This window comes from Xenorhabdus bakwenae, from assembly GCF_030272115.1.
GTDB lineage: Bacteria > Pseudomonadota > Gammaproteobacteria > Enterobacterales > Enterobacteriaceae > Xenorhabdus > Xenorhabdus bakwenae.
Map to the genome: position 1 here is coordinate 1217669 of NZ_CP119194.1, position 24323 is coordinate 1241991.

Sequence of the window (24323 nt, forward strand, 5' to 3'; positions counted from 1 at the left end):
CAATTCCCTGTGTTCTACTTGTCTGCATCTTCTAACTTCGTTTCCCCATATACCCAAAGATTTCAATAAGAGGTCACTATGCTAGGGTTGAATGCCCTTGAACTCGCAAGGATACAATTTGCATTTACGGTTTCTTTTCACATTATCTTTCCTGCCATTACGATAGGCTTGGCGAGCTTTCTGGCGGTATTGGAAGGTCTATGGCTTAAAACACGTAATACGGACTACAAAACGTTATATCACTTCTGGTCAAAAATTTTCGCGGTTAATTTCGGTATGGGCGTGGTTTCCGGCTTGGTGATGGCCTATCAGTTCGGCACCAACTGGAGTTTCTTTTCTGATTTTGCCGGCTCTATTACCGGCCCGTTGTTGGTCTATGAAGTGCTGACCGCATTTTTCCTTGAGGCTGGGTTCCTCGGCGTTATGCTGTTTGGCTGGCATCGGGTCGGAGAGAAGCTACACTTTTTCTCAACCTGTATGGTGGCGCTCGGCACGATTATTTCGACATTCTGGATATTGGCCTCTAATAGCTGGATGCAGACACCACAAGGCCATGAAATTATCAATAATCAGGTTGTTCCTGTTGATTGGTTCGCAGTGATTTTCAATCCCTCTTTCCCCTATCGTCTGCTGCATATGGGAACGGCGGCATTTCTGGCCTCAGCATTTTTCATTGCGGCTTCTGCTGCCTGGCATTTACTGAAAGGCAATGATTCATCCGCTATGCGGAAAATGTTGTCAATGGCGATGTGGATGATCCTGATTATTGCCCCGTTGCAAGCCATCATTGGCGATATGCACGGGTTGAATACATTAAAACATCAGCCGGCTAAAGTCGCTGCCATGGAAGGGCATTGGGAAAATCATCCTGGTGAAGCCACCCCATTGATTTTATTTGGTATACCCAACCAGGAAGCGGAAGAAACACGTTATGCAATCAAGATCCCCTATCTTGCCAGCCTGATTCTGACACACAGTCTGGATAAGCAAGTTCCAGCACTGAAAGAATTTCCCCCGGAAGATCGCCCAAATGCGTTTATGGTGTTTTGGTCATTTCGCATCATGGTGGGATTAGGCATTTTGATGATCCTTGCCGGCGTCTGGGGGTTATGGTTACGTCATAAAAAGCGCCTGTATGAAAACCCGCTCTTTCTCCGCTTTATGCTCTTGATGGCACCTTCTGGCCTTATTGCGATTCTGGCAGGTTGGTTTACCACAGAAATTGGCCGTCAACCGTGGGTCATCTACGGCTTAATGCGCACCAAAGATGCGGTATCAGCACACGGGGAAATCCACATGAGCATCAGCCTGCTTATTTTCTTTGTCGTCTATGCCGCCGTCTTCGGCGTGGGTTACGCCTATATGATGAAACTCATTCGTAAAGGCCTTCCACAAATAGTCCCAAATAAGGAGTCAGCAAATGGGTATTGATCTTCCTCTCATTTGGTTCCTGATCATTATATTTAGTACCATGATGTATATCGTAATGGATGGTTTTGATCTTGGCATCGGCATTTTATATCCAGCGATTAAAGCGCAATCCGATCGTGATTTGATGATGAATTCTGTTGCTCCCGTCTGGGATGGCAATGAAACCTGGCTGGTGCTGGGAGGCGCTGGATTATTTGGTGCGTTTCCACTGGCTTATGCAATCGTTTTAGATGCACTGGCAATTCCATTGACCATCATGTTATTAGGCCTGATATTTCGTGGCGTAGCCTTTGAATTTCGGTTCAAAGCTACACCAACGCACCAACACCTCTGGGATAAAGCATTCATTACCGGTTCAATGCTCGCCACCTTTATGCAAGGTATCGTCGTTGGCGCAGTTATTACCGGTTTTCCTGTCGAAAATCGTGTTTATATCGGTAGCTATTTTGATTGGCTGGCTCCTTTTCCTCTGTTTTGTGGCATTGGACTCGTCATCGCTTATGCTTTATTAGGATGTGGCTGGCTGATAATGAAAACAGAAGGTCATCTGCAACAACAGATGTACCGTGTCCTGCGCCCTTTGACATTGCTGATGCCGGCCATTATTGCCATTATCAGTATTTGGACACCACTCGCTCACCCAGCAATTGCTGAACGTTGGCTCAGTTTGCCAAATCTATTTTTTTCATGCCCGTACCATTATTGGTACTGTGGTCAAGCTGGCAGCTATTGAAATCTAACCCAAACTCAAGCCATTACACCCCATTTTTAACAGCACTGTTATTGATTTTCATGGGCTTTACTGGATTGGGGATCAGCATTTGGCCGAACATTATCCCTCCCTCGATTAGCTATGAAGAGGCGGCCTCCCCTCCTCAATCATTGGGTTTTATGCTGGTTGGTGCTCTGTTCATTATTCCGATAATTTTGACTTATACCTTTTGGAGTTATTATGTCTTCCGAGGAAAAATCACCCATGAACAAGGCTACCATTAAACCAGTACCACCGCGTCCTTCATTGTGGAAGCGCTTGAGTTGGATGGTAGCAATTTGGTTTTGCAGTGTATTGGCTTTATACGCCGTATCTACGTTATTTCGTACTCTAATGACAATGGCGGGAATGAAAGTCAAGTGATAACTCACTTTTTTAATGGCTGAGGCGGTATCTGAATTAAGGTTTTGATCAGAGCAACAACAGAATGGTTTAACTGATTAAACCAATCCAACTTCAAGATGCGTGTTATATTTCCCCGCACAGCGGGGAAATATAAGGTCTCGCGTCGTCTTGCGGATTGCAACTTGAAGTTTATCGCGTATACACATACATTACTGAATGTATACTATCAAACACTATACCCCGGCCACAAAATCTCCCAGGTTAAATTTTACTGAAACATTGTTTGATTTTTATTAGCCATGCATTGAGAGCTATTTTTTACAATTACCTGCCAAGCGATATCCCGCTTTTTTAGCTTCTGCTTCTGAGCGGAAGTAAATTGCGTTTTTATCTGCCACCGTTTTATAGCCAGCACAGTGTGCAAAATGATAAATCTGGCTATTTTTATTCCCCTTAATTATCTCATTTGACGCCGTTTTTGATGTCATCCTTTGGGTTGATATCTGGCTGTTTTCTGCATGTAAATGACTTGGCTTTGGCGCACGGCTCTGTACTTCTCCTCTTTTTTGCGCCATCAATCCTTGCTGCGATATTAAACCCTGGCCTGAATTTTTATGTCCCAATTCCCACTTTTTGCTGCCAGTCACAAATGGGTTATGGTGCCCCATAATCCTGGCGATTCGGTTATCTCTTTCACGCTCCCAGGCATCCACTGGATACTGGCGATCCCATGCCATCATCAGTTGTTGCTGTTGGCGTGACATAGTCAGATTATAGCGGTCATGCATATAGAAATAGACTCTGGCAACCATACCTTTTACTCTATCGCGTGGTTCAAACAAATGTGATTTAAAATCCACCTTGCTGCTACATGAACCATACATATTAGGTGTGTTTCTGGCGAGCATTCCGTAACCAAAATTACTGCGATCACCATTAACTTCACCGATTGATGGCGCCAGGTTATGTATGTCTGATTCGATTATGCGAAATACAGGATCGGTTGCAACGCAGTTTTTCCGCCCCCCATTCTGCCAACATTGACGCTGATGCCCAAATACCCAGGCGGGCACCATATGTTCCCATTCAATGCGTGCAGCCCTTGTTTGCTGTGATCTGACGTGATAACCGCAAGAAGCCAGATCAACGCGCCCACCACTTTTGCCAACCCATTGCCAATCACACCCACAATATAGTGTGCCTATGCCTGATTTTGTTTGTCCATTATAAACATTTTTTCTTGATTCAACTTTAGCTTGTTCGAAGCTGGTCGGTGCACTCCATGCATGAAAAGAGAGGGTTAACCCAAAAACCAAAAGATAGCGTGCCAACTGGCCTATTTTACTATTCAAAATAATACCTATTTACTTATTGTGCATAACATCCATCTATTATCCTGCCTGACAACACGCTAAAATGGCAAATATTATTCGTCGATTTCCCTTTAACGATGAGGAAAACGTCAATGCATTATTTGAATTAATTGATAGTAATATGATTTAAGTTACTAAAAAAACAACCGTGCTATATTCAGGCACGGTTTTTATAAATAATAATAATTAACTTTACCCAGATGCGGTCAGTTATCTCACAACCAAAACAGAGATATTGGCATATCCTACAATGCCCGACGCATTTGAACCCAACAAGTGAGTTGAGATATCGGGCCGACGAGATCCGACAATAATCAAATCTGCATTAATCTCACGTGCTGTAGACAACACCTTATCCCGTGGAGAGCCGAAGGCAACAGAGAATGATACCCTCTCTTTAGGTACATCAATTCGTTCTACGATTTTTTTCAGTTCCTCTTCAGAATTCTCGATGGCTTTTTTAGCAAAAGCACTCAATAAATCATAGTGGTAACTATAATTCACGGAAAATCGGGAAATATCTGGCACAGAGTGAAAAAGATGAACCTTTGCATTAGATATTTTTGCTAAATACTCAGCATGCTTGATTGCATTATCAGTTAATATATCTTCCGCAATATCAATTGGAACTAAAATCGTGTTATACATACATACTCCCCCTGTAATCGGATATAACCGCGCACTATTGAGCATCAGTTAAAAGCAGAAAAATCAACAAATTAACATTATCATCACCAGTACTTATCGCACTACTAATACAGATATTTTTGCATATCTGACAACTCCGGCTGAGTTGGAACCCAACAGATGCGTCGTAATATTAGGTCGTCTTGAACCGATAACAATCAAATCAGCGCCAATTTCATCCGCTGTCGCAGTAATTTCGTCTCTTGGTGAACCAAATGCAATCGAATAGGAGATTTGACGATTGGGTAATTCAATGGAATCAACCAGCTTTTTCAAGTCCCGCTCTGCCTTGATAGTCGCCTTGTCCTTAATTTCCATATAGCCTAGTGCATAAGCATTAATAATCGCCGATGAAATGGGTAATACATGTAAAAAATGTAGTTCAGCCCCGGTTTCCCTGGCGATTTTAAGTGCACAGTCAACTGCCTTGTTGGTGAGATCTTCTTCTGAAATATCGACTGGTACTAAAATAGTTTTGTACATATGCACGCTCCTACTTTTCGAAATACCAAGTTATCCTGATTTCTTTTAGTTTATTGAAATGGGGATAACTTACTGTGAGTTATCTAACACCTAAACCATGTTAGCGCCTATTCAGATTCATGGATAGGAATTAGTCCGATAATTTCAGGTGTTCAACGTGTTGTTTATCGTACTTTCATCGAAAGAAGATATGATGTTTAAGTTCAATCAACCCTTTGAATATACTACCTTTATCTCATAACGAAGTTTTGAGGTTCTCATTAAATGTTCCTCCCTTAAAATTTTATCAATTTCCAGAAAAACCAGAAAAATGATCCACGATTATGGAAACCAGGCTTGTACTGAATCGAATTGCGGGTCTTTATATGAACCAGAACCCCATTTGTTACATCGAAATCCAATATCATCATCCATAAGTTCTACCTTCTGTCCGTTTGCCTGGGCCGCCAGAAGCGTCAATATCAGGGCACGATCACAAATTGCGAATATTTTTTTGATCAAAAAAAGGTGCTGAAATAACAGCACCAAAATAGTGACACCCCAAAATCGAAGTTACTCTTTTTTATCTAACGGAAAAGGGACAGGGTGTTTCGTGTTGTAGTTAAAGGTATACATTGCTGTTATGACCATCATAACAACAAGTGTCCATACCACTTCTTGTGCTCCGGTTCCCAAAACTGCCCAGATGCAATAAATAAAGGCAATAAACGTAATGATGATATATCGCGTTTTCTCCTGCCCAAGATGACCATGACCAATTAACAGCAAAGCTGCACAGGTATACAGGTAAGGTATCAAGGTAAAAATCACGGAGACGGAAGAAACCAAGCCAAATTCTTTCGCGGCATTTGGCGAAATACTACTGAGTTGGAAAAGCGTCATTAAAACACCCAATATCAACAAACCCGCAACTGGCGTTCCGGCTTTGTTCACTTTGGCAAAGATTGAAGGAAACAGCCCATCATCTGCGGCAGCTTTGGCAGTTTGCCCTGCGAGCAATGTCCAGCCACCCAATGATCCCAAACAGCCGGCCGCTGCACAAAAGGCAACTACGGCTCCTGCGGTATCGCCCAACGCCAATCGGGCAGCATCGCCAAAAGGTGAAGAGGAGATTTTCAACGCCGCGTTAGGGATCATGCCCATAATCACGCTGCTGGACAGAACATAACTGACGGCAGCAATCAGCACACCACCAATCGTCGCGATCGGCACATTACGCTTAGGATTTTTGACCACACCAGCCGCAACAGAAGCACTTTCAACGCCAATAAAAGACCATAATGTGACGTTTAAAATACTCTGAATCGCGCCAAAAGTATTCAAGCCACTGACGTTCCACGCATCCATATAGGTCTTGCCGTTGAACCAGAACCAACCCAATACGGCGGTTGCTACAATCGGAATCAATGCTAAGGTTGTCGCTACCGCTTGCACTCGGGTAATAACATGCGGCCCGATAATGTTCAAAATGACAAATATCCACAGTATGACTGTACAAGAGAGGGTTAAAATAATGGGATCTTTCAGGACAGGGAAAAAATAACTCAGGTAACCCACGCCAATTACAACCATAGCGATATTACCGATCCAACACGCCAGCCAATATAAAATATTCGTCTGATAGCCTAAAAAAGGGCCAAAAGCCCGCCGTGCATAAGCATAAGATCCCCCCCGGACTGTCATCCAGTGAGGAGATTTTCGCATAGACGATTGATAACCCCACAGCACCAATGATAGTCACCAACCAGCCAAGGATCGCAATACCACCGGTTGATGCCAGGCTGGCAGGCAGCAAAAAAACGCCCGATCCCATGATGTTACCCGCAACCATCAGAGTAACGGGGATCAATCCGACTTTTTTTGCCTCTGAAACATTTGCCTCTGAAACAATAGCCATAATTTATCTTCCCGTTTTCACTTTTTTATACACATCACGTGATAAATGCCGTTGATAATCTCTGTGCCTTCCGTTTCATGCTCAAAACCAGGAAATTCATGATCCCACTTTTGTAACGCATGCAAATATCCAATTTGGGGACTGGTTTTATCACCAAAGTTTTCGCCTGAAAGCAGCATGGGAATACCGGGCGGATAGGGGATGATAGAGTTTGCCGCAATGCGATGAGGTAAATCGTCCAGGGCCACCATTTCCACATTATTGGTCACAATGGCCTGATAAGCGGCTCGCGGGATCATTTCCATTTTGGGTAAACCGGCATATGCCCGATTCAGTTTTTCTCCCGGATTATTCTGCCGCAAATAATCGAACATTTTATCGCCTAACTCTTTCAGTCCTAATTGCTCATACACTTCTGGGTGCTGCTCTACCCAATCTGGCAACACCTTATTCAAAGGCGTATTAGCATCATAATGATGTTTGAAAGACAACAGGGTGTTAAGCAATGTTCCCCATTTTCCTTTGGTGATCCCCATTGAAAACAGGAACATAATTTGGAAGTCTGTCGTGCGGGTCGGTACGATACCGTGCTGGCTTAACCAGGCAGTGACTAATGCTGCCGGCACGCCCTGTTTTTTCAACTTACCATTATCTCCCATGCCCGGAGCCAATATGCTGACTTTAATCGGATCAAGCATACTCCAGTTAGCCGGCAAATCTTCAAAACCGTGCCAACTGTCTCCCGGATTCATTAGCCAGCAACTTTGTTCCTTCGCCAGTAATTCCTTTGGCGCATCTTCAAAAGCCATTTTCTTACCGGTTGCAGGATCGGTTACTTTTTCCTGATTCCAGGGTTTAAAGAACCAACCCCCCTTCTTATTGAAATCACGATGCAAGCGTGCTAATGCCTGACGAAAATCAATGGCTTCCTCAATGACTTCCTGAGTTAATGAGTAGCCGCTGTTGCCATCCATCATCGAAACTGCAATATCGTTTGAAGCGCAAATCGCATACAGCGGAGACGTTGTTGCATGCATCATGTAGGCTTGATTAAACCTTGAAAAATCCACCGGGTTGCGTCCGTCCCGTACGTGGATAAAAGAGGCTTGAGATAGTGCGTTCAACAACTTGTGAGATGAATGGGTAGCAAAGACTGTCGGCCCGGAGTGGTTTTTGGGATCTCCACGCATGGCAAAATGATCGTGATAGATTGGGTTAAACCGCGCATAGCCATACCATGCCTCATCAAAATGTATTCTATCGACGCTTTTATCCAATAACGCCTGTACCTGCTTGGCGTTATAACAGACACCATCATAGGTACAGTTTGTCACTACGCTATAAACGGGTTTCTGGCTCGTTATGCCCTGAATCAGGGGATTTTGTTTCAGTTTTTTCTGTAATGTTTTTACCTGCATTTCTTGTGGATAGATAGGCCCGATGATGCCATAGCGGTTACGACTCGGCAGCATATAAACCGGTTTGGCGCCTGTCAGTATCAGCCCTTGCTCAATGGATTTATGGCAATTTCGGTCAATGATCACCACGTCATCTTCGGTCATGCACGCCTGCATAATCGTGCGGTTAGAGCCTGATGTTCCCACCACGACAGAATAAGAATGGTCTGCGCCAAACACTCTGGCGGCGTTTTTTTCACTTTCACCAAATGCACCGGAATGATCTAATAGCGAACCCAATGAGGCTCGTTCAATTCCCATATCGGTACGGAAAAGATTTTCCCCATAATAGTCATGATAAAAGCGGCCAACCGGTGTTTTATTAAATCCGACTCCCCCCTGATGCCCAGGTGCCGCCCAGGAGTATTCATAGGTTCGGCTGTATTTCATCAACGCTGACATTAAAGGAGGAAATAATTGTTGACGATAACGCTGCATAGCAGCAATAGCACGACCCGCGATAAAAGCCGCTGAATCTTCTAATATCCAGGCAAATTCAGTTAACTGCTCCAATAATTCATGATTTAGCAAAAATACCGTTTTTTCCCGATCACTTAACAAAAAGACCGGAACATTTTCCTGTCGTTCAAATAATTTATTTAATATTCTCTGTACTTGAAGATATAAATCATCATCCATGAGTGCACAACTTATCATTAAACAATCAAACGGCTCATTGGCAGAAATTATTGTATAGCTATCATCAAAAGACTCAGCAATAACAACATCAACCTCTTTCTCGGTTAATTTATCTGCCAACCTATGCACGGCATTTTCAACATAGTGGCTATGATATCGTGTACCCACTTCATTTTTTGCTATCAATACTTTCATGACATTATTCCTTACTCTATCTCTACTTAAACTGACAGGATAAATTCAGCGTTACTTGGCGATGACCATCGAATAGTTGATACAATCAAGGAAATTTAGTGATGCTAAAATGAGCTACAGAAAAGATTATCAACAATACAATTATTTAAATTAACTATTTGTTAAAATATAATTTTATGATTAAAAATCACATTGATTAATATAGTGTCTATTTGAATTTGTGCAATTCATTTGCTTTTTGTCTATCTCTAAAATTTGGCGTTTATGGGTTTAGTAAGAGCCAGAGCACAATAGCGTATCCATGTGGATTTTCTTTACCCGCGTTACTATGAAAAGGTACGGGACGTCATTCATTCAGTCAGTGTTGATGATGATGATGATGATGATGCCCATCACCAAATTATGGGAACAATAATGAAAGAACATCCTGATTTATGGGCCGATTTATTAAACGGTCTAAGAAACGCTTGGCCGCAAATTTCTGGTTCTATTTTGGCCGTTATGATCTGTTACGGCCGGCTTATTTATGACGGTGTGGAGCGGAAAAATCGCTGGGTCGAGCCGCTACTGTGTGGAGCGCTGTCGTGGGGATTTTCCAGTGGACTGGAACTATTTGGTATTCCAAACAGCATTTCACCTGCCCTCGGCGGGGCCGTTGGTTTTATTGGCGTAGAGAAAATCCGAGAGTTTTCCATTCGTGCCATCAATAAACGTTTAGGAGATAACAATGACAAGAGGAATTCGTAACCACAATCCCGGCAATATCCGTCATAGAGACAAATGGCAAGGTTTGCGTGATATCCAGACAGACAAATCATTTTGTCAATTTGTGGCGCCGGAATATGGCATACGAGCGATGCTAAAAATTCTGCGCAACTACGAACGCAGATACGGGGACAATACGATTCGCCAGTTTATTTCCCGCTGGGCACCACCGAATGAAAATAATACCGAGAGTTATATCGCTTATGTATCTAAATCAGTTGGCATAGCTAGCAGTGCCGTAGTGGATGTAGAAAATGTCACCACAATGAGCCGACTGGTTAAAGCGATCATTCAAATGGAAAACGGCCAACAGCCTTATTCCGATGCGGTGATTAAGCGAGCATTTGAATTGTTATAAGTTCTAATCACCGCCAGCCGGCGGTGATTTTCAACCATATCGTCTCCTTCTTACCCGCAATTATACAAATCCGCTAAAATATTACTTGCTTAATATCTCAGGTCATGCGTTAATATCGGCGTCGGTTTGAAAGACAGACCTCATACAAAGCAGTTTATTAAAGCAGTTCTCATCCTCAGGCGTTATCCCAGATATCCCTTCTTGTTGAGTCTCTACGTTAAGCGCTAAGTAGTTTCTGTAAAACAAGCCATATTCGCCTAAAAAGGCTCAATTAAAGGAAATATCATATGTCTAATAAAATGACTGGTTTAGTAAAATGGTTTAATGCGGATAAAGGTTTTGGTTTTATCTCCCCTTCTGATGGAAGCAAAGACGTGTTCGTACACTTCTCTGCAATTCAGAGTAACGACTACCGTACTCTGTTCGAAGGCCAGAAGGTCGAGTTCTCCATCGAGAAAGGCGCCAAAGGCCCGGCAGCCGCAAACGTTGTGCCTACAGCGTAAGATATTCCCTGAATCCTTTCCTCTGCGATAACGAAGACGGCCTCAGGCCTGAGTGGACAGAGTGACGGAGGTCAGAATATTTTTAGTTGCCGGTCTGGATAAAACCAGACCGGTTTCTGAAACATCCCTCCCGCGTTCCCGCGCTGGTTAATCCCTTTCTTGGTGAGGGGATATTTATACCAGATGCCTTCAATAATACCGCCCAAAAGATTATATAAGAACAAAACATTATATAGGAATTTTAAAGATCTGAATTCTTAAGAACTCGTATATGATAGCCCCACAGGCACACCATCAGCATTTTCAAACATTCTCTATCTCTATCTCTATCTTTCTGATCCTATTCAAAAATTCCCCAAACGATACCTATATCAGTATTTTTTATACAAATAATCAAAAAACACACAAACTTATTCTCTTATAACAAAAATCAAAAAAACAAAGCATCCGTTTATGAAAGCGTTAGTTAGCCAATCATATTCTAGCGTGCAGCACTGTTACATAACTCAAATTTAATTTATTAGCATGACTAATTATTATCACGAGCAGGAGTTAAGCGATGCCTATGCCACGCAATAGTAACAATAATATTAAATTCCCACTCAGCTCTCCCCAGCAAGTCGTCTGGCTCGACCAGATCCTCCGTCCTTATAGCACCTGCTATAACTTAGGTTCCGTGATCCTTGTTGAGGGAAAGTTGGATGATGCGCTGTTAGTTCGCGCTGTTGAGACCGTTGTTCATCGTCATGATGCATTGCGTTTACGACTCGTTAAAACTCAGGAATTACCACAGCAAGCGCTCACCAATGCCTTGCCTGTATCCGTAACAATCCACGATTTCTCAGGTTATGCTGACGCTGAAGAACAAGCAGAACACTATATCCGTACTGCCTTCATACGTCCGTTTGATTTGTACAATGAATTATGGCGTTTTGCACTGTTACGAGTAAGTGATAACCGTTGGTACTGCCAGTTTTGCTGTCATCATCTTATTGGCGATACGACGACTTTAAAACTTATTTCCGAAGAGATAGCCAATACATATACTCGGTTAAGCAAAGGAAAGAAATCGACAAAAGCGGCCCCCTCTTATCTAGACTTGATTAATGAAGATCATGCCTATTTAAACTCACAGCGCTATCGACAAGACCAGCAATTCTGGTCAGAGCGCTATAAAAACTTACCACCTGCTTTAATTCAGCCATCAAATTCAGGAAAAATAACAGATAACGAACATACCGAACCTTTAATTTGGCCACTGGATAAAACGCTCTTCCAGCGAATCGAAGAGACTGTCGCTGCACATGGATTGTCTGTCCTGCATTTTATGTATGCCGCGCTGGCTTGCTATTTTTCACGTACTGCTTACTCGCTGACAAACCGTACCGAAGATGAAGATATTGTTATTGGGATTCCCGTAGATAACCGTAAAAACAGCAAACAAAAACGCACGGTGGGGATGTTTTCATCGGTGATTCCGGTTGGTATCACCGTTTCGCCCCATGATACTTTTCTTGATGTGATGGGCAAAACTGCAACAGAATTGCGGCGTTGCTACAAACATCAGCGTCTTCCCCTCGCAGAAATCAATCGGCTCACACAAATCCAGCAGCAGACCGGACGCACCCGGTTATTCGATATCATGCTGTCATTTGAGCGAACAGAAGTGAACGCCGATATCCCCGACGCCACACTCAAATACGCCAAAATACAACGTGGTGCATCGTTTCCTCTTGTTATCGCTGTCCATCAATATGCTTTTGCTGACAGTGAGGATGCACAGAAACCGGTCACTCTTGAGTTTAATTTTTCGCCCAATTACCTGAGTCGTGCTGAAGCGACAGCACTCCAGTCCCGCCTCATGGTGTTGATAGACGCTGCCCTGACGTCTCCTGAAACCCCGATCCGATGCTTACCCCTATTACCACTCACAGAGCAGCAACAATTACGGGTGGATTTCAATGCCACACAGATGGACTTCCCACAAGAGACCCTGATCCATCAATTGTTCGAAGCACAAACGGCAAAAACACCCAATGCAACAGCCGTCGTGTTTGCCGGGCAGTCCCTGAGCTATGACGAGCTTAACCGCCGCGCCAACCAACTGGCCCATTACCTGATTGAGCTGGGCGTGCGGCCGGATGATCGGGTCGCTATCTGCGTCGAACGCAGTCTGGAGATGATAGTCGGCTTTCTGGCTATCCTCAAAGCTGGCGGGGCTTATGTGCCGCTTGATCCCACTTACCCCGCCGAACGACGGGTCTATATGCTGGAAGATGCCGCCCCGGTGGCTTTACTGACCCAAACTGCACTGGCCCGGTCAGAGTGGCTCGCTCAGTTTAACGCTTTGCCAACGGTCTTGCTGGATAACCACGAACCGTCTCTGGCAACACAACCTGCTGATAACCCAGCGCCTCAAGCCTTAGGGTTGACATCCCGCCATCTGGCCTATGTCATTTATACTTCCGGTTCGACCGGTCAACCGAAAGGGGTAATGGTCGAACATCATAGCCTGTGCAACCTGGTAACCACCCAGCAACATGCTCTGACACTCACTGCCGACAGTCGCGTCTTACAGTTCGCCTCCAACAGCTTCGATGCCAGTATCTGGGAATGTAGCATGGCTTTAATGGCAGGCGCTCGTCTCTATCTGGCCAAACGAACCCATTTATTGCCCGGCGCCGCACTGTCCGGCTACTTAGCCGATCAGGCCATCAGCCATGTTCTCTTGTCACCGACTGCGTTAGCCGCGATGGATTCCCTGCCCGATACCGTGCAAACCCTGTTGGTGGGGGGAGAGTCCTGTCCATCAACCTTAGTCAAACGCTGGTCACCAGGCCGGCAGATGATCAATGCCTATGGACCAACAGAAACCACGGTCTGTGCCACACTCTATCCCTGTACTTCCTTCGCAGAGGATAATCCGCCCCCGATTGGCCGCCCGATCGCCAATACCCGGATTTATATTCTGGATGCACACGGCCAGCTTGTTCCTCGCGGTGTGGCGGGAGAAATTTATATTGCGGGTGTCGGCGTGGCCCGCGGTTACCTGAATCGCCCTGAGCTGACCGCCGAACGTTTCCTCGCTGACCCGTTCTCTTCCACCCCCAATGCGCGGATGTACAAGACCGGCGACCTCGGCCGCTGGCGGCCCGATGGCAATATCGACTACCTCGGGCGCAATGACTTTCAGGTCAAATTGCGTGGCTTCCGCATTGAACTGGGGGAAATCGAAGCCAGACTCAGCCAATGTCACGGCGTGCGCGAAGCGGTGGTGCTGGCCCGCGAAGATGAACCCGGGCAGAAACGACTGGTCGCTTACCTGCTGCCACAGGAAGGGATTGAACTGGTGCCCGCTGCACTGCGCCAGCAACTGGCCCGACACCTCGCTGAATATATGTTGCCCAGTGCGTTTGTCACGCTGGAGTCCTTCCCGTTGACCCCCAATGGCAAGCTAGACAGCAAAGCCTTGCCTGCCCCCGATTTATCGGCCGTGGTAGTGAGAGATTATGCCGCCCCCGTGGGCGAAATAGAAATCACCCTGGCCCAAATTTGGCAAGCGTTGTTAGGTTTGGAACAAGTGGGTCGTCACGATCATTTCTTCGAACTCGGGGGGCATTCCCTGCTTGCTACCCAACTGGTAGCAAGAGTCCGCCAGCGATTAGCGCGGGAATTGCCATTACAGCAACTCTTTGAGCAACCGGTTTTGATGCATTTGGCCCAAACGCTCACCAGTGCTTCCACAATGGCTCAGATAGTGATCCCTGTCGCTGACCGCAGCCAGTCGTTACCCCTGTCCTTTGCTCAACAAAGACTGTGGTTCCTGGGGCAACTCGACCCGGCGGCCAGCCTGGCTTATCATATTCCTGTGGCATTGCGCCTGACAGGACAGCTCAACCGCCCTGCCCTGAACCGTGCATTCGACCATCTGGTCGCCCGTCATGAAAGTTTGCGTACCCGCTTTGTACTGGTTTCCGGCCAGCCTTGCCAGCACATCGATTCGGCTGATATCCGTTTTGCCCTGCCCTACCAGGATCTGCGTGCATTAACGCCAGACGCCCGTAACAACCGTATTACCGAAGTCACGGCACTTGACGCGCAGACGCCTTTTGACTTTACCCAGGGTCCGCTACTGCGTGCTCACTTACTGCAACTGACAGACGAAGAGCATGTCTTGCTGCTCACTCAGCATCATATTATTACTGATGGCTGGTCCGTCGGTGTGCTGATGCATGAACTCAGTGTTTTTTACCGCGCCATCCTTGATGGTCAAGACGCGCCTTTACCGCCTCTGCCGATTCAGTATGCCGACTATGCCGTCTGGCAGCGCCACTGGCTGCAAGAGGAAAAGGCGGCGCTCACAGCACAACGTGATTTCTGGTGCACCCAGCTTACCGGAGCACCGGCCTTACTGACGCTCCCGACTGACCGACCGCGCCCGGCTGTACAATCCTTTGTTGGCAGCCGCGTCCCTGTGCACATTGATGCCGATTTATTGGACTCACTGAAAAACCTGGGATTGTGCCATCACACCACCTTGTTTATGACGGTGCTCAGTGCCTGGAGTCTGGTACTGGCTCGACTTAGCGGGCAGGATGATATTGTTATCGGCACCCCTGTCGCTAACCGTCCACATCATGAACTGGAAGAATTAGTCGGTTTCTTTGTTAACACACTGGCTTTACGTATTACCTTCAATGATGATCTCAGTGTGGCCGATTTGTTAGCCCAGGTTCGGGAGCGGGCACTGGCCGCTTATGCCCATCAAGATTTACCCTTTGAACAGGTGGTAGAAGCACTCCAGCCCGAACGCAATCTCAGTTACAGCCCAATCTTTCAGGTGATGCTGGCTTTAGATAATACCCCCGCCCAGACACTGGCATTTCCTGATGTCCAATCCACGCCCATTGAGCAAATGCACACCAGTGCGCATTTTGATTTGACCTTGTCACTGAGCGAAACCGAGACCGGTCTGGTCGGTGAACTGGAATATGCCACCGATTTATTCGACACCACCACCGTTGAGCGGATAGCCGGTTATTTCAATAATGTGCTGACCGCCATGGTAGCAGATGAAACCCAGCGGATTGCCACTTTGCCGATGCTACCCGTCTCAGAACAGCAACAACTGCTGGTGGATTTCAATACCACTCAGGCCGATTTCCCGCAAGACATGTTGATCCACCAACTGTTTGAGGCGCAGGCCGCTCAGCATCCCGATAGCCTTGCTGTCGTCTATGAAGACCAGACACTGAGCTATGGTGAATTAAACCACCGCGCTAACCAGCTGGCCCATTACCTGATTGCGCTGGGGGTACGTCCGGATGATCGGGTCGCCCTCTGTGCCGAACGCAGTCTGGAGATGGTGGTCGGCTTACTGGCTGTCCTTAAAGCCGGCGGGGCTTATGTCCCGCTTGATCCGTCCTATCCGGCCGAACGACTGGCCTATATGCTGGAAGATGCCGTTCCGGTGGCTTTACTGACCCAAACTGCACTGGCCCGGTCAGAGTGGCTCGCTCAGTTTGACACCTTGCCAACGGTCTTGCTGGATAACCACGAACCGTCTCTGGCGACACAGCCTGCTGATAACCCAGCGCCTCAAGCCCTGGGATTGACGCACCGCCATCTGGCCTATGTCATTTATACTTCCGGTTCGACCGGTCAACCCAAAGGGGTAATGATCGAACATCATGGCCTGTGCAACTTGATAGCCACCCAGCAACATGTCCTGGCACTCACCGCCGACAGTCGTGTCTTACAATTCGCCTCCAACAGTTTCGATGCCAGTATTCTGGAATATTGCATGGCCTTAATGACGGGGGGGCGTCTCTATCTCGCCCAACGAGCCAGCCTGTTGCCCGGTGCCATACTGTCCGGCTACTTAGCCGATCAGGCCATCAGCCACCTTATCTTGTCACCCACCGCGTTGGCCGCCATGAATTCCCTGCCCGATACCCTGCAAATCTTGCTGGTGGCGGGCGAAGCGTGTCCACCGTCCCTGGTCAGACGCTGGGCACAAGGCCGGCAGATGATCAATGCCTATGGGCCGACGGAGATCACGGTCTGGGCCACACGCTATTCCTGTACTTCCTCCGCAGAAGATAGTTCAGCCGATAATCCGCCCCCGATCGGCCGCCCGATCGCCAATACCCGGATTTATATTCTGGATGCACAGGGTCAGCTCGTTCCTCGCGGTGTAACGGGGGAAATTTATATTGCCGGGGCGGGTGTGGCTCGCGGTTACCTGAATCGGCCTGAACTGACCGCCGAGCGTTTCCTGCCTGATCCGTTCTCGTCAGAACCCGATGCGCGGATGTACAAAACCGGCGACCTCGGTCGCTGGCGGCCCGATGGCAATATCGACTATCTTGGCCGCAATGACTTTCAGGTCAAATTGCGTGGCTTCCGCATTGAACTGGGGGAAATCGAAGCCCGCCTCAGCCAATGTGACGGCGTACGTGAGGCGGTGGTCATTGCCCGCGAAGATGAACCCGGGCAGAAACGGCTGGCCGCTTACCTGCTGCCACAGGAAGGGGTTGAACTGGTGCCCGCTGCACTGCGCCAGCAACTGGCCCAGCACCTCGCTGATTATATGTTGCCCAGTGCCTTTGTCACGCTGGACGCCCTCCCTCTCACGCCAAACGGCAAACTCGACCGTCAGGCCCTGCCGACCCCCGACTTATCGGCGGTCGTGGCCCGCAACTATGAAGCCCCCATCGGTGAGACAGAAACCGCGCTGGCGCAGACTTGGCAAAAATTATTGAACCTGAGACAAGTCAGTCGCCATGACCATTTCTTCGAACTCGGTGGCCATTCGCTGATGATTATCAGCCTGATCGAAGAGTTGCGCAATCTGGGCTGGCAACTCCATGCCCGCAGTGTATTCGCCGCCCCCATTCTGACCGATATGGCCCAGGCTATCCAGCGTGATACCCATACCTTTATAGTGCCTCCCAACCTTATTCCTGAGAACTGTGCGGCCATTACCGCCGATATGCTGCCACTGGTTTCGCTGTCCCAATCCGAAATTGATGCCATCATTGATACCGTTTCCGGCGGGGTAAGTAATGTACAGGATATCTATCCACTGGCCCCGTTGCAGGAAGGCATCCTGTTCCATCATCTGTTACAGACACAAGGTGATGCCTATTTATCACGGATCGTATTTGCCTGTGACACCCGCGAACATCTTGATGCCTTTCTGGCAGCATTACAGCAAGTTATTGATCGTCATGACATCCTGCGTACAGCGGTTTATTGGCAAGGACTGGCGCAACCGGTGCAGGTGGTCTGGCGTCAGGCATCGCTGACTGTCTGTGAATTCACCCCTGCCCAGACGGACGATATTCCGGCGCAGTTACTGGCTCACACTGATCCGGGTCAGCATCGTATTAATTTGAACCGGGCGCCCCTCTTTGCGGCTGATATCGCCCATGATCCCGCCCAAAATGAGTGGTTGCTGGTGCTGCGCTTCCATCATCTGGTCAATGACCATATGACCTCAGATCTGATTTTCGCCGAGATTGCCCAGATACGACAGGGCAATGCCAAAACATTGCCCCCCATGCTGCCCTACCGCAATTTTATTGCCCAGACATTAAGTGTGCCCGTGGCAGAGCATGAAGCCTATTTCCGTAGCCGACTGGCGGATATTGATGAACCCACCGCCCCCTTTGGGATACTCAGCGTCCCCGCCGATAATAGTGCTATCCACGAAAATAGCCTTCTGCTTGACCCCACGTTGGCACAGGCAATCCGCACTCAGGCGCGCCGTTTCGGTGTCAGCCCGAGTGTCTTGTTCCATGTGGCCTGGGCACAGGTACTGGCCCGAACCAGCGGCCGCGATGATGTGGTGTTTGGCTCTGTGCTACTGGGCCGTTTGCAAGGTGGGGCAGGGGCTGATCGCATATTGGGGATGTTTATCAATACGCTCCCCCTGCGTCTTTCTCTGGATGGGCGCACGGTACAGGAAATCGTGCAGGAGACCTATCACAATTTAAGTACCTTGCTGGAGCATGAGCAAGCCCCATTGGCACTGGCACAACGGGGCAGTCGCGTGACCCCACCGCTACCGCTGTTCAGTACCCTGCTCAATTATCGCCATAGTCAGGCTGAAAAGGATAAGTCCATTGATACCATATGGACAGAAATGCGCCTGGTGGCGGCTGAGGAACAGACCAATTATCCCATTACCCTGTCTGTGGATGACTTTGGGGACGATTTCCAGCTGACGGCCCTGACTGTCACCGACATTGCGCCCGAACGCATCAATACCTATCTGACGACGGCCATCAGCGGTTTGATCGATGCCCTGATTCACAATCCGCAACAAACAATCCGGGCTATTCCCGTCTTACCGGCGGCAGAGCGGCAACAACTGCTGGTGGATTTCAATGCTACTCAGGCCGATTTCCCGCAAGAGGCGTTGATCCACCAACTGTTTGAAGCACAGGTTGCCCAGCATCCCGCTAACATTGCTGTCGTCTATGAAGACCAGACACTGAGCTATGGTGAATTAAACCGCCGCGCCAATCAACTGGCGCACCATCTGCTGGCACTGGGCGTACAACCCGATGACCGGGTCGCCATTTGTGTTGAACGCAGCCCGGAGATGGTGGTGGGATTATTGGGTATCCTCAAGACGGGTGCTGCTTATGTACCACTCGACCCGGCTTATCCACCCGAACGGCTGGCTTATATGCTGGACGATGCGGCACCGGTAGTATTACTGACCCAGACGTCACTCATTGACAAGACCGGCACCCACCTGCCTGTCGTGCTACTTGATGCCCCTGTTTTCGACAATCACGCGGAAAATAACCCTGACGCCCAAGCCCTGGGGCTGACCTCACATCATCTGGCGTATGTCATCTATACCTCTGGCTCGACCGGCCAGCCCAAAGGGGTGATGGTTGAACATCGTAATGTCGTTAGCCTGATCATCAATAATGGCTTTGCCGATATGGGACCTGACGATTGTATTGCCCATTGCGCCAATGTCTCATTTGATGCCGCCACCTGGGAAGTGTGGGCTGGTCTGGTTCATGGTGCGCGCATTCTGCTCATCCCGGAAAAGACTCTGTTACACCCCACCCTTTTTGGTCAGTGCCTGTCATCGGAAGGGGTCAGTGCCCTCTTCCTGACCACGGCCCTGTTTAACCAGTATGCAAACCTGATTGGATCCTCCTTATCCGGTTTACGGTATGTTCTTTTTGGCGGCGAGCAGGCGGATACTCGTCCGGCCATTCGCCTCAGCACCGAATCCCCTCCCAAACATTTACTGCATGTGTATGGGCCAACGGAGACCACCACGTTTGCCACCGCCTATGAAATCCCGGCTATGGCAGGTCAGGAAGTTGACGGCAAAATCCCTATCGGCCACCCAATCGCTAATACCCGGATTTATATTCTGGACGCACAGGGGCAGCCCGTTCCTTGCGGCGTTGCCGGTGAAATCCATATCGCCGGTGACGGTGTGGCCCGTGGCTACCTGAATCGGCCTGAACTCACCGCTGAACGCTTCCTGCCCGATCCGTTCTCTTCGAAACCCGATGCGCGGATGTATAAAACCGGCGACCTCGGCCGCTGGCTGCCCGATGGCAATATCGACTACCTCGGGCGCAATGACTTTCAGGTCAAGTTGCGCGGTTTCCGGATCGAACTGGGGGAAATCGAAGCCCGGCTCAGCCAATGTGACGGCGTACGTGAGGCGGTGGTGCTGGCCCGCGAAGACGAACCCGGCGAAAAACGGCTGGTCGCTTACCTGCTGCCACAGGAAGGGATTGAACTGGTGCCGGCAGAACTGCGCCGCCAACTTGTTCAGCATCTCGCTGACTATATGCTGCCCAGCGCCTTTGTCACGCTGGACGCCTTCCCGCTCACGCCTAACGGCAAGCTGGATCGTCGGGCTTTGCCTGCGCCAGATGTATCGGCCGTGGTGGCTCAGAAATATGCCGCTCCCGTAGGCGAAATCGAAATCACGCTGGCCGAGATTTGGCAAGACCTGCTCGGCTTAGAACAGGTGGGTCGTCATGATAACTTCTTCGAACTCGGGGGCCATTCCCTGCTGGCTGTCCAGTTGGCGGCCCGCATTCGTCAACAACTGGCCCGCGAGTTGCCATTACAGCAACTTTTTGACCAGCCACTTTTGAGCGATCTGGCCCACGCGCTGACGGATACGACAACCACCTCTCTGGTAGACATCCCCGTGGCTGACCGCAACCAGCCGTTGCCCCTGTCCTTTGCTCAACAGCGTTTATGGTTCCTCGCTCAGCTCGATCCGGCGGCCAGCCTGGCCTATCATATCCCGATGGCGTTGCGCCTGACCGGTCAGCTTCATCGCCCGGCCCTGACCCGCGCGCTTGACCATCTGGTCGCCCGCCATGAAAGCTTGCGTACCCGTTTTGTGCTGATTTCCGGCCAGCCTTGTCAATATATCGATCCGGCCGATATCGGCTTTGCCCTGTCTTACCAGGATCTGCGGGCATTAACGCCAGACGCCCGTAACAACCGTATTACCGAAGTCACAGCACTTGACGAGCAGACGCCATTTGACCTGGCCCAAGGTCCGTTGCTGCGGGGTCACCTGCTGCAACTGACCGATGATGAGCATCTCCTGCTGCTTACCCAACATCATATTATCTCGGATGGCTGGTCCATCGGTGTACTGCTGCATGAACTCAGTACCCTTTACCGCGCCACCCTTGACGGGCAAGAGACGCCTTTACCGCCATTACCCATTCAATATGCCGACTATACCGTCTGGCAGCGAACATGGTTACAAGACGCCGTTATTGCTGAACAACGTGATTTCTGGCGCAACCGGCTGGCCGGCGCACCGGCCCTACTGACATTACCCACCGACCGGCCCCGTCCCGCAGTACAAACTTATGCGGGCAGCCAGATCCCAGTCCACATTGATGCAGCCTTACTGGCTTCGCTTAAAGAACTGGGACAGCGCCATCACGCTACCTTATTTATGACGATACTCAGTGCCTGGAGCATCGTCCTCGCCCGGCTCAGCGGGCAGGAGGATATGGTTATCGGTACACCGGTAGCTAACCGCCCGCATCATGAACTGGAAGGATTAATCGGATTCTTCGTCAATACGCTGGCTTTACGTATCACGCTGGATGACACCACCCGTGTCGCCGACTTGCTCGCCCAAGTGCGGGAACACGCTTTCGCGGCCTACGCCCATCAGGATCTGCCCTTTGAACAGGTGGTGGAACTCCTCCAGCCTGAACGCAGTCTGGGTTACAGCCCAATCTTCCAGGTGATGCTGGCCTTAAACAACACGCCACAGCACTTATCACTCCAAACGGCCGCGTTACCTGATCTGCAACTCTCACTCGTTGAGCAGGAACACCATAGTGCGCACTTTGATTTAACCTTCTCCCTGACCGAAACCGAAGACGGTTTGGTCGGTGAACTGGCTTATACCGTGGATTTATTCGACGCCACAACCATTGAGCGCATGGTCGGTTATTTAACGAATGTGCTGACTGCAATGGTAGCCGATGAAACCCAACTGATTACCGCCCTGCCCATGCTGACGGTATCGGAGCGGCAACAGCTGCTGGTGGATTTTAATGCCACTCAAGTGGATTTCCCGCAAGAGGCGTTGATCCACCAACTGTTTGAGGCACAGGCCGCCCGGCATCCCGCGAGCATTGCAGTCGTCTATGAAGACCAGACACTGAGTTATGGTGAATTAAACCACCGCGCTAACCAGTTGGCTCATCATCTGATTGCGCTGGGCGTCCAACCCGATGATCGGATTGCCATTTGTGTTGAACGCTGTCCAGAGATGGTGGTGGGCTTACTGGCTATCCTCAAGGCAGGAGCCGCCTATGTACCGCTTGATCCGGCCTACCCTGCCGAACGGCTGGCCTATATGCTGGAAGATGCCGATCCGGTGGCTTTACTGACCCAAACCCCATTATGTGACAAACTGAACAGCCCCTTACCTGCGGTCTTGCTGGATAGCCCGGAACCGAGCCTGGCAGCCCGGCCGACGGATAATCCCGATGTACACGCGCGGGGCCTGACATCCCGTCATCTGGCCTACGTGATTTACACGTCAGGTTCGACCGGTCAGCCGAAAGGGGTGATGGTCGAACACGCCAATGTCACCCGCCTGTTAGCCGCCACGCAAGCCCGTTTCCAGTTTGATGATCAGGATGTCTGGACGCTCTTCCACTCGTTTGCTTTCGATTTCTCCGTCTGGGAATTGTGGGGGGCGCTGGCTTACGGTGGCCGACTGGTCATTATCTCAGCAGAAAATGCCCGTTCACCGCACCGGTTCTATTCACTCCTGTGCCGTGAACACGTCACGATCCTAAACCAGACTCCCAGTGCTTTCCGTCCTCTGATTGCCGCTCAGGATGCGACTGCGCATTCCCTGCGGTGCATCATTTTTGGCGGCGAAGCCCTGGAGTTACATACCCTCGCGCCGTGGGTAGAGCGCAACCCGACGGCGCAAACCCGTCTGGTCAATATGTACGGCATCACCGAAATCACCGTTCATGCTACCTACCGTGAACTCACCGAAGCCGATATCCACTCAGGGCGGGGCAGTCTGATTGGTCAGCCCTTGGCGGATCTGCGGATTTATATCCTCGATACCCACGGCCAACCGGCACCACTCGGTGTGGCGGGGGAAATCTATATCGCCGGTGACGGAGTCGCGCGCGGCTACCTGAACCGGCCTGAACTGACGGCCGATCGCTTCCTGACCGATCCGTTCTTCCCAGACACGGCGGCCCGCCTGTACAAGACCGGTGACTTGGGACGCTGGCTACCCGATGGGTCGATTGAATACCTCGGCCGCAATGATTTTCAGGTCAAGTTGCGGGGATTCCGCATCGAGCTGGGAGAAATCGAAGCCCGACTCAGCCAATGTGACGGGGTGCGTGAGGCTGTGGTACTGGCACGCGAAGATGAGCCGGGACAGAAACGGTTGGTCGCCTATCTGCGGCCACGGGAGGGCGTTGAGCTGGTGCCGGCTGAACTGCGCCAGCAACTCGCCCAACACCTCGCTGACTATATGCTGCCCAGCGCCTTTGTCACTTTAGAGACTTTCCCGCTCACCCCTAACGGTAAACTCAACCGTCAGGCTCTGCCTGCGCCTGATTTATCCGCAGTAGTCACGCGCAGCTATGAAGCCCCCATCGGTGAGACAGAAATCGCCCTGGCTCAAATCTGGCAAAAACTCCTGAAGTTAAAACAGGTCAGCCGCCATGACCACTTCTTTGAGCTTGGCGGTCATTCGCTGATGATTGTCAGTCTGATCGAAGAGCTGCGCAATCTGGGCTGGCAGCTCGAGGTGCGCAGCGTGTTTGTCGCGCCGGTTCTCATTGATATGGCCCGGGCAATACGGCGTGAGGGCAGCACTTTTGTCGTGCCCCCCAACCGTA

General features: G+C 49.4%; 9 protein-coding genes and 3 pseudogenes. 7 read left to right on the plus strand and 5 right to left on the minus strand.

Features of this window, described 5'->3' with window-relative positions; translation table 11 throughout:
* The first annotated feature begins 78 nt into the window (after window positions 1-78).
* From PXH59_RS06690 to PXH59_RS06700, 3 genes and pseudogenes are all read left to right on the plus strand, one after another.
* Window positions 79-1431, plus strand: a complete 1353-nt coding sequence (locus PXH59_RS06690) for a cytochrome ubiquinol oxidase subunit I (protein WP_285810910.1) — start codon at window positions 79-81, stop codon at window positions 1429-1431.
* A pseudogene (gene cydB / locus PXH59_RS06695) lies at window positions 1421-2427 on the plus strand (cytochrome d ubiquinol oxidase subunit II). Before PXH59_RS06690 ends, cydB begins: the two are co-directional and overlap by 11 nt.
* On the plus strand, window positions 2408-2566 hold the full coding sequence (locus PXH59_RS06700) for a DUF2474 domain-containing protein (RefSeq protein ID WP_285810911.1): 159 nt from the start codon (window positions 2408-2410) through the stop codon (window positions 2564-2566). The pseudogene cydB and the gene PXH59_RS06700 overlap by 20 nt, the downstream one beginning before the upstream one ends.
* A gap of 293 nt (window positions 2567-2859) precedes the next feature.
* On the opposite strand, the gene PXH59_RS06705 is transcribed toward PXH59_RS06700, so the two are convergent.
* The 5 genes and pseudogenes from PXH59_RS06705 to adiA form a co-directional block, all read right to left on the minus strand.
* Window positions 2860-3900, minus strand: a complete 1041-nt coding sequence (locus PXH59_RS06705) for an endonuclease (protein WP_285810912.1) — start codon at window positions 3898-3900, stop codon at window positions 2860-2862.
* A 231-nt stretch (window positions 3901-4131) separates the two neighbouring features.
* Window positions 4132-4569, minus strand: a complete 438-nt coding sequence (locus tag PXH59_RS06710; protein WP_047767226.1) for a universal stress protein — start codon at window positions 4567-4569, stop codon at window positions 4132-4134.
* 93 nt (window positions 4570-4662) lie between these two features.
* Window positions 4663-5091, minus strand: a complete 429-nt coding sequence (locus PXH59_RS06715; protein WP_285810913.1) for a universal stress protein — start codon at window positions 5089-5091, stop codon at window positions 4663-4665.
* 552 nt (window positions 5092-5643) lie between these two features.
* A pseudogene (gene adiC, locus PXH59_RS06720) lies at window positions 5644-6988 on the minus strand (arginine/agmatine antiporter).
* Between the two features lie 17 nt (window positions 6989-7005).
* Entirely contained in the window at window positions 7006-9279 is a 2274-nt protein-coding gene (gene adiA, locus PXH59_RS06725; protein WP_285810914.1) for an arginine decarboxylase, read from the minus strand.
* Window positions 9280-9693: 414 nt separating this feature from the next.
* On the opposite strand from adiA, the gene PXH59_RS06730 reads away from it, so the two are divergent.
* From PXH59_RS06730 to PXH59_RS20210, 4 genes and pseudogenes are all read left to right on the plus strand, one after another.
* Entirely contained in the window at window positions 9694-10026 is a 333-nt protein-coding gene (locus PXH59_RS06730) for a phage holin, lambda family (protein WP_047767235.1), read from the plus strand.
* The gene (locus PXH59_RS06735) at window positions 10007-10402 is read left to right on the plus strand and encodes a structural protein (RefSeq protein ID WP_047767237.1); all 396 of its coding nucleotides are present in this window, start codon (window positions 10007-10009) and stop codon (window positions 10400-10402) included. Before PXH59_RS06730 ends, PXH59_RS06735 begins: the two co-directional genes overlap by 20 nt.
* A gap of 287 nt (window positions 10403-10689) precedes the next feature.
* Window positions 10690-10905: a cold shock protein CspG gene (cspG, locus tag PXH59_RS06740; RefSeq protein ID WP_047767238.1), complete on the plus strand. Its 216-nt coding sequence runs from the start codon at window positions 10690-10692 to the stop codon at window positions 10903-10905.
* A 565-nt stretch (window positions 10906-11470) separates the two neighbouring features.
* Window positions 11471-24283: pseudogene (locus PXH59_RS20210) on the plus strand (amino acid adenylation domain-containing protein); the annotation flags it as partial.
* Window positions 24284-24323 lie beyond the last annotated feature (40 nt).

Bases quoted from the DNA above. Each gene is read 5' to 3' on its own strand.
- adiA (WP_285810914.1), bottom strand. From the start codon at position 9,279: ATGAAAGTATTGATAGCAAAAAATGAAGTGGGTACACGATATCATAGC.
- PXH59_RS06700 (WP_285810911.1), top strand. From the start codon at position 2,408: ATGAACAAGGCTACCATTAAACCAGTACCACCGCGTCCTTCATTGTGG.
- PXH59_RS06710 (WP_047767226.1), bottom strand. From the start codon at position 4,569: ATGTATAACACGATTTTAGTTCCAATTGATATTGCGGAAGATATATTA.
- cspG (WP_047767238.1), top strand. From the start codon at position 10,690: ATGTCTAATAAAATGACTGGTTTAGTAAAATGGTTTAATGCGGATAAA.
- PXH59_RS06690 (WP_285810910.1), top strand. From the start codon at position 79: ATGCTAGGGTTGAATGCCCTTGAACTCGCAAGGATACAATTTGCATTT.
- PXH59_RS06730 (WP_047767235.1), top strand. From the start codon at position 9,694: ATGAAAGAACATCCTGATTTATGGGCCGATTTATTAAACGGTCTAAGA.
- PXH59_RS06735 (WP_047767237.1), top strand. From the start codon at position 10,007: ATGACAAGAGGAATTCGTAACCACAATCCCGGCAATATCCGTCATAGA.
- PXH59_RS06715 (WP_285810913.1), bottom strand. From the start codon at position 5,091: ATGTACAAAACTATTTTAGTACCAGTCGATATTTCAGAAGAAGATCTC.